Raw genomic sequence first — 7,304 nt, forward strand, 5'->3', positions numbered from 1 at the left:
GGCCCTTTGGCGAACGTCCTTGCGTACTAACTTAATGACATTACTCACCGTGAGATTCATTTTTCAGCCGTAGTAGTCCGGCCTGCCTATGGAGGTAAACCCGGCCTTCCCGGTAATGACCACATTGTTCTGCCCGCTGGCGCAATGGATGATCTGGATATTGCCGCTTTCGTCCCAGCCTCCCACGATGCCAACATGGGTATCCTCCGGGTAGAACACCAAATCGCCGGGCTGAGCCTGGGACCAGGAGATCGGCGTACAGTAGCTATGCTGCATCCGGGCTCCTCCGCCGTGGCCGATCACGTAGCTCCCGCCAGACATATTGTAAAATACCCAATCCACAAAGCCGGAACAGTCCATGCCATAGGGCCGGTAGGTTCCCGTGGAGGGGCTGCCAGCCGCCCAAACCTTTTGGATGGTCCCCCAGCGGGAGTCCCAGCCAAGGACCAGGGACTTGCCGCCCCAAAAATAATTCACCTTGCCCACCAGCTTGCAGGCCGTCTCTACCACGGCCCGGCGCTCCGGGGAAAGGTCTGCGGGTAAGCGGCGCAGCAGCTCGGCGGCGTCCTCCTGGCTGATGCCCAGGTCTCCCAATAGCGTACCGATCCCGTTCAGCTCAGCCAGAAGTTCCGTCAAGGCGCGGTTCTGCTCGGGGGTAAAAAGACAGACCGTCCGCATTTCATCGGCGGTCCTGGCGGTGATGGTGATATGTAATATCTTCTCTGTCCAAGCCTCCGTGGAGCCGCTGGCGGGGTGGTCTATGGTCTCCACGCTGGCGGCAATTTCGCACATATCCCAAAAAACAGCTTTCAGCCGGTCCACCCGGTCAGGGGTCAGCGCGGCCACGTCCAGGCCGTCCGCACCGAGGGAAGTCTTTACTGCGAATACCGCCGCCACTTCCCGCCAGTCGGGGCCGGTGCCTTGAATGTCGATGCCGTCATAGTCCCCGGCTTGCAACAGGGACAGCTTGTCCGTCAGCTCCACGTTGATCTGCGTCACGGCGGCGTTCAGCGGGACCGCTCCGGGGGATGGCTCGTTGGAAAAGAGAAGTCCGAAGGGCGAGGCGATCACGGCGGCAATCAAGAAGATCACGCAGAGGGCGGCGGCGAGAGTTGCCCCGCCCACCAAGGCAGAGAGGGCGCCGATCAGAGATTTCACTGCGTTGACGGTAGCCGCCGCCGCTTTCCGGGAGAGGTTCACGGCGGCCTTGGCCGTCTTTTTTGAGCCCTGAGCCATGGTCCGCTGGGCCTCCGCTTTCGCCTTTTGGCGCATCCGTTCCGCAAGACGCTTTGCGGTAGTTTTCTTCCCTGCGGGAGTGGGCGCTTTCGGAGGGACCACCGTACTCCTGGCGGCCTGTTCCACGCTCCGGCGGGTTCTGGGGGTGATCGTCCAGCCCTGGGCCTTCTCTTTCAGAATGGCGGAGGACCGGGGCCGCTCTTTGATTGATGGATAGATGGATTGATTTTCAAAAGAAGGGATTTCTTTTGGAGGAACGGAGCTGCCGGGGGCAGCGGGAGATTTCCCGTAATGATTGGCCGGGGACGGCCCCCCGTACTCCAGCGAGGCGGGGGCCTGTCTATGCTCCTGGGTCTGTTTCCTCCGCTTGTCCACGGCCCATTCCCGCATACGTTCCCCCGGCGTTGGCGAAGCGGGCGGCTTGTCCGCCGTCCATGGTTCAGCAGACGGCACTATGGGCCGCACTTTCTCCGTCCGCGTCCTGGGGGCCGGAGGATCTGCCAGTGTCCCTGTCGGATGTACCTTCGGAACGGCTGGAGTTTCCGGGGTGCTGGCAGACCGTGTTCTTGGCACTCTGGAGCGGACAGATGGAGCGGGCTTCTCCTTCGGGGCCGCCGGTCCTGTGCCGGTCTTTCCGGTCGGCTGGAGCTTGGAGTGCGGCGGCGTCCGTCCGGCCTGTTCCTTGGGTGCTGGGCGGTCCGGCCTGGGGGCAGGAACATCCGGCATCTCCGGGGCGGGGGCCTCCGGGGTCTCTGGGGCCGGAGGTTCCGGGGGCTGATCCTTCTCCTTCGGCTGGTCCTGCCGCTCCTTGATCTTCCGGCGCTCCTGCCCCGCCGTGGTGACAGCTTTGGAAACACCCTGCCTTGTCCGATGATTTGTTTCATGAACAGCGGCCCCAGCGGTCTGTTCCACCTGTTCCACGGCTTCGGTGGTCGGGCTGGTCTCTCGGGTCGTCTCGCCGGTGGAGCCGCCGGCGCTCCGCTTCTGTTGGGCCAGCTCCTTCCGCATCTTCGCAGTCATGACGCGGCGGGCCTGATCCTGGACCGGCCCGCCGCCTTTGCGCTTGCCCTGGTTCTTGACCTTATCGTCTGGTTTTCGTTCCTTTGCTTTGGGCATGGCGTCGCCTCCTTCATCAAAAATAGGACGCGCCCCACAAGAGGCGCGTCCGGTCATTGGTTCAAAACTTCACTGATCCCCGTCATGATATACCCGGCGCAGGGCAGGGCGATAGAGTTTCCCAGGGCGCGGTAACGCTGTACCCCGCTGATCTCCCGTCCGTCTGCTCCGTACTTCGTCCAGCCGTCCGGCAGGCCCATGAGCCGTTCACTTTCCAGCTCCGTGGGGAACCGGATGCAGCCGTCCATAGGATCATCCTCGTACCAGAAGGCAAAGGGATAGACGCCCTGGGCTAGAAGGGTGGGAAAAGGGTCATTTGAGAATCCAAAGCTGTCCCGGAACTGGACGTGGTATCGGTCATTCGCAGCGCCGCGCATACGGAACATTTGAAAGGGTCGGACGACGGGTACTCGCCCCCCTGCTTCAATAACAGGGCCTCGATGATCCTGGGCGGCGGGCATCCCGCCTTCTCCGCGAGACGGAGGAATCTGGAACATTGGGCGGGGCTTAAACAGTATTTCGTGAGCACGCCGCCCTCCAAAATCCGCCACGATGAAAATTCTCTGCCGTCGCGCCAGGCGGGGGCTTGCCCAATATTGGGCGTCCATGAGCCGCCAGCAGAGGTCAGGCCCTCGGCCTCGCACCATTCCGGCGTGGGCCCATCCTCCAGAAGCAGGAATTGGAATGTCGGTATCTGTGAACGCCCGGAGCACGGCCGCAAAATCAAGCCGGTCGCTTGATGAAAGGCTTCCCATGACGTTCTCCCAAACAGCGATAACTGGAAACCGTCCATCAGTTGCATCCCTCATTTCCTTTATAATTCGTATCGCCTGATAAAACAGGCTGGATTTTTCTCCGGCAAGCCCTGTGCGGTTGCCAATTTGCGAGAGATTTTGGCAGGGTGAGCCGAATGTCAAAACGTGGACGGCGGGTATCTTCCCGCCGTCCAGCTTCGTAATGTCCCCCAAATGCTCCATATCCGGGAAGTGCCGCCGGGTGATGGAAATGGGGGCCTTTTCAATTTCACTTGCCCAAAGCGGCGTGATGCCATGGAGCGTGGCCGCCAGGGGGAATACGCCGATGCCATCAAAGAGACTGCCTAATGTGATCTTCTCCATACTGCGATTCGCGTCTCACCGTGGGATTTATTTCAACCTTCGCCGGGAGTAGTGGACATGAGCCGGTACAGCTCCGTGTCCTTGGGGATGGTGTTGGAGAAGGGCACCAGGGAGCCGCCGATCCGCAGGAGACCATGGCCTGCCTCGGCGTTGGTGATGTAGCCCATCTGCGTGTCGGAGATATGCAGGAGCTTCGCCAGCTCCGCCCGGTCCGTGGCGGCCTGATTGAACAGCAGCAGAAATTCGGAGTTCGCCAGCATGAGGCGGGCCGTCTCGGATTTCAGACATTCCTCAATATTCTGCGTGGCCGCCGTCATGGGCGCGGCGTATTTTCTGAACCGTTTCCAGGCCCGGTAGAGAAATTCCCCGGAGTAGTGGTATTTGAAGTACAAGTACACTTCGTCCAGGAATACCCAGGTGTACTTCCCCCGCTTCCGGTTCTCCATGACGCGGTTCTGGATGGCCTCCAGGGTGACGACCAGGGCCGTGGGCCGGAGCTGTTCTCCCATCTCGTAGAGGTCCAGGACCACGATCCGGCTGTCCATGTTGACGTTGCCAGGGTGGGCGAACACGTTTAAGCTGCCCTCGGTGATCAGTTCGGCGGCCAGGGCGATCTCCCGGGCCTCCGGGTCCACCTGCCGGATCACCTCGTTCCGCCAGTCTGTCAGCAGGGGCATGGGAGCCTTTCCCCGGCTGCTGAAATAGGTCTGGTAGACGTTGGCGGTGCAGCGGTCAATGATGGATTTGTGACTGCCGGTGAGCCGCCCCACGCCCATCTGCTGTTCCAAAATGCTGGTGATGATCTCGGACTTCATGGCAACGGGGTTTTCCCCGTCCCCGTAGTCCTCCGTCACTTCCAGAGGATTGATATGGTGCTTGCTGTGGGGCGAGATTTCAATGACTTCTCCGCCCAGGGCGCGGGCCAGGGGACCATACTCCCGCTCGGCGTCGATGATAATAATGTCGTCATTGGTCGCCAGGGCCACGTTTTCCACGGTGGATTTCATCGCCATGGACTTGCCGGAGCCGGAGACGCCCAAGTAGAAGGCGTGGGGAGAGATTAGGCGCTTGCGGTCGCAGATCAGCAGATTCTTGGAGATGGCGTTGACGCCGTAGGGCAGGCCGCCGGGGTCCTGTATCTCCTGGACCCGGAAGGGCATGAGGACGGCGGCGCTCTCGGTGGTGAGGGTCCGCAGGGCCTTCACCCGGCGCAGGCCGTAGGGCAGGACGGTGTTCAATCCGTCCTCCTGCTGGTAGCGCAATATGGAGAACTGGCAGAGGTGTTCCCGGCCAATGGACAGCAGCGTTTCCGTGTCGGCGTCCAACTGCTCCAGGCTGTCCGCGATATGCACCAGCGTCACCACGGCAAACATCATGCGCTGGTCCCGCTCGGTGAGGTCGGAGAGAAATTCCTTGGCCTCGCCCCGGAGCTGTTCCAGATCGTAGGGGACCGTGGCGGTGAAATTGTTCTTGTCGTTCTGGCGCTGCTGCCAGCGGGTAATGTCCGTCTCGATGCCCAGGATACGGCCTTGAATCTCCTTCACGGCCTCGTCGGTGGGAATGGGTAGGATGTCGATGGACAGCATGAGGTTCCGGGAGAAGTCGGAGAGGTCGGCGATCATGCTGTCCTTGATGTAGCTGGCGTAATCCTTGAGGAACAGCACCCGGCCAACCTTGTCCCCCATCTCAAAATATCCGGCCCGGAACCGCAGCCCGTCCGGGCAGATCAGGTCCCGGAAATCCAGGCCCCGGCGGACGGCGGCGGACTGGTCGAAGGTGAAGTATTGTTCCTCGCCGGGGCGGAAGAAGTCGTGGAGGATACGGAGCCGGTCATGGGTGGAGACGGGCCGGGCGCCGCTGTCTAGGCGTCCGAAGCTCTTGGAGAGGTTGGCGTCCACCCGGCGGAAGTAGGCCCGGCTTTCCTCGATCTTCCGCTGGGGGATGGAGAGGGTGATGTACTTCTCCTGGACCAGATTGTTGCTCTCCGCCGCCCGCTGGGTGAGGATGCGGTTGGATTCCCGGCGGTATTGGTCCAGGCCGTCCCCCCGCTCCTTCATCAAAATGGTGCGCTGGAAGTCCACGGGGTTGAGGCGGCGGTTGATGATGGTGATTTTGGCGGCGGCGTCCGTGGGCAGGCTGTTCAGGACACCGCCGTAGGAGAGGAGGATGCCCCGCCGGTCATCCTCGGACGCGGCGGCGTAGTTGACATCGGAAAAGCGCCAGGTCCGGCTGTGCTTGCGGCCAACCAGCCAAATGCCGTCTGCGTAGACGCATTTGACGGGGATGGACTGCTGGACGCTGCGGGGTATCTTGAACTTGTCCCGCTCGCTCTTGTTGGCGGCGGAAAGGGCTTTAATCAAAATCTATGGCCTCCTTTCGGTGCAGTATGGTGTAGTAGAAGTTTTCAGAGACGAACCGCCGTCCTCCGGCGCATAGCAGCTCGGACTTGAGGAAGGCCCAGGCGAATTGCTCCAGGGTCAGGCCGTTGTAGCTGAAGAACCCGGCCACAGCCATGGGCGCGGCAGCCAGGACGCAGAGCCAGCTCGCGGTCTCCTGGCCGAGCACAGGGCCCAGGCCCAGGTAGACGGCCACGGCGATCCCTACGGCGGCCACGGCACAGAAGAATTGCCGGGTGGAGAGGCCAAAGAAGATGGTCTCCTTGTGCTGGCGGACTTCTTTGGGAATTTTAATTTCGATAATAGCTCACCTCGTTTCAAGTTTTGATCCAGTCAATGGTGCTGTCCACCTCATTCCCCCAAACGTCCCAGCCGGGGGCGGGGCGGCGGGCAAACAGCTCCACGCGGGGCACGTCTCCCATCAGGGCTTCAATGCGCCGCCGGGCCTCCTCCGGCTTCTTGCTGTGTTCCTCAATGCGGGAGAGGATGACTTGGTGGATATTCTTCGCTTGGCGGCGCGGGGTCCCCCTGGTCGCCAGCAGGCACAATTCCGCGTTGGCTCTGGTCCAGTGGCCCATGCCCCAATACACGCTGTCTGCCTTCTGATTCAGCTTGATCCAGACGAAAGCAGCGGTCTTGTAGGAAAAGCCCCATGCCTCCATCACGCCCCACGCCTCGCAGAGCATGGGCATGGTGATCCAGAGGAACAGGGCGCAGTCACCGGCGGCCAGCTCGGAGACAGGCAGGGCCTTGATGTCCTCCATGGTCATGGTGGGATAGTGGCTCTCTGCCAGCCCGCCGCAGCTCCATACCCGGTAGCTCCAGGGAGGGTCGGCATAAATGACATTGTACTTTTTCCCTATAAGCCCAACATCTCCTTCACGATCCGGTCCGCTCCCTTCACCAGCCCCGTGAGGATCAGCATATTGAAAATTAACTGTCCAATGTACTGCCACGCCATAGTCACGGCGGGTAAGCTGCTGTCCACGGCGGGGCTGCTGCTGGAGAGGAACGCGGAGTAGATCAGGCAGGCCAGGACGATGACAGCCCCTTCCATGCAGACGCCGATATAGCTTTTAAGGAACGCCTTGCCGCTGGCGGCGGTGCCCTCCCCGGCGAAGGAGGCCAGAGGCAGGGGCGCGAGGGCCGTGAACATATAGAGCCGGAAGAACCGTCCATACACCGTCAGCAGCAGGATAAAGGACATCACGGTAATGAACAGGCTGCCCAGCAGGGACACCAGCCACAAGGGAATGCTCTCCAGGAGGCCCAGGCCCTCTATGGCCGTCACGATCTCGCTGGGCAATGTGGCCGCCGTGGAGACGGAGCCGCCCATGCCGCTCATGACCGTCGCCACGATCCCGCCGCATACGCTGAAAATGGCGGTCATGATCTCCATGCAGCTCCCCACGGCTACCTTTGCCAGAATGAAGCGGAT

The 7,304-nt window shown here is 61.4% G+C and carries 6 protein-coding genes; all 6 read right to left on the reverse strand.

The features are described 5' to 3' along the window. Positions 1-63: 63 nt before the first annotated feature. Entirely contained in the window at positions 64-2,352 is a 2,289-nt protein-coding gene (locus tag Q0063_RS13900) for a C40 family peptidase (RefSeq protein ID WP_297872560.1), read from the reverse strand. Positions 2,353-2,405: 53 nt separating this feature from the next. Beyond that, positions 2,406-3,470 (reverse strand): DNA cytosine methyltransferase, encoded by a 1,065-nt coding sequence (locus Q0063_RS13905; RefSeq protein WP_297872561.1) that lies wholly within the window; start codon positions 3,468-3,470, stop codon positions 2,406-2,408. A gap of 32 nt (positions 3,471-3,502) precedes the next feature. Next, complete coding sequence (locus Q0063_RS13910) at positions 3,503-5,830, reverse strand: VirB4-like conjugal transfer ATPase, CD1110 family (RefSeq protein WP_297872562.1); 2,328 nt, start codon at positions 5,828-5,830, stop codon at positions 3,503-3,505. Then, positions 5,823-6,170, reverse strand: coding sequence for a PrgI family protein (locus Q0063_RS13915; protein WP_367180390.1), 348 nt, complete (start codon positions 6,168-6,170; stop codon positions 5,823-5,825). The genes Q0063_RS13910 and Q0063_RS13915 overlap by 8 nt, the downstream gene beginning before the upstream one ends. A gap of 13 nt (positions 6,171-6,183) precedes the next feature. Further along, the gene (locus tag Q0063_RS13920) at positions 6,184-6,729 is read right to left on the reverse strand and encodes an MT-A70 family methyltransferase (protein WP_297872565.1); all 546 of its coding nucleotides are present in this window, start codon (positions 6,727-6,729) and stop codon (positions 6,184-6,186) included. Then, positions 6,726-7,304: hypothetical protein (locus tag Q0063_RS13925; protein WP_297872563.1), on the reverse strand; the 579-nt coding region annotated here is incomplete at its 5' end. The genes Q0063_RS13920 and Q0063_RS13925, both read right to left, overlap by 4 nt.

It is taken from the genome of uncultured Oscillibacter sp. (genome assembly GCF_947654275.1).
Classification (GTDB): domain Bacteria; phylum Bacillota; class Clostridia; order Oscillospirales; family Oscillospiraceae; genus Oscillibacter.

Bases quoted from the DNA above. Each gene is read 5' to 3' on its own strand.
- Q0063_RS13900 (WP_297872560.1), bottom strand. From the start codon at position 2,352: ATGCCCAAAGCAAAGGAACGAAAACCAGACGATAAGGTCAAGAACCAG.
- Q0063_RS13905 (WP_297872561.1), bottom strand. From the start codon at position 3,470: ATGGAGAAGATCACATTAGGCAGTCTCTTTGATGGCATCGGCGTATTC.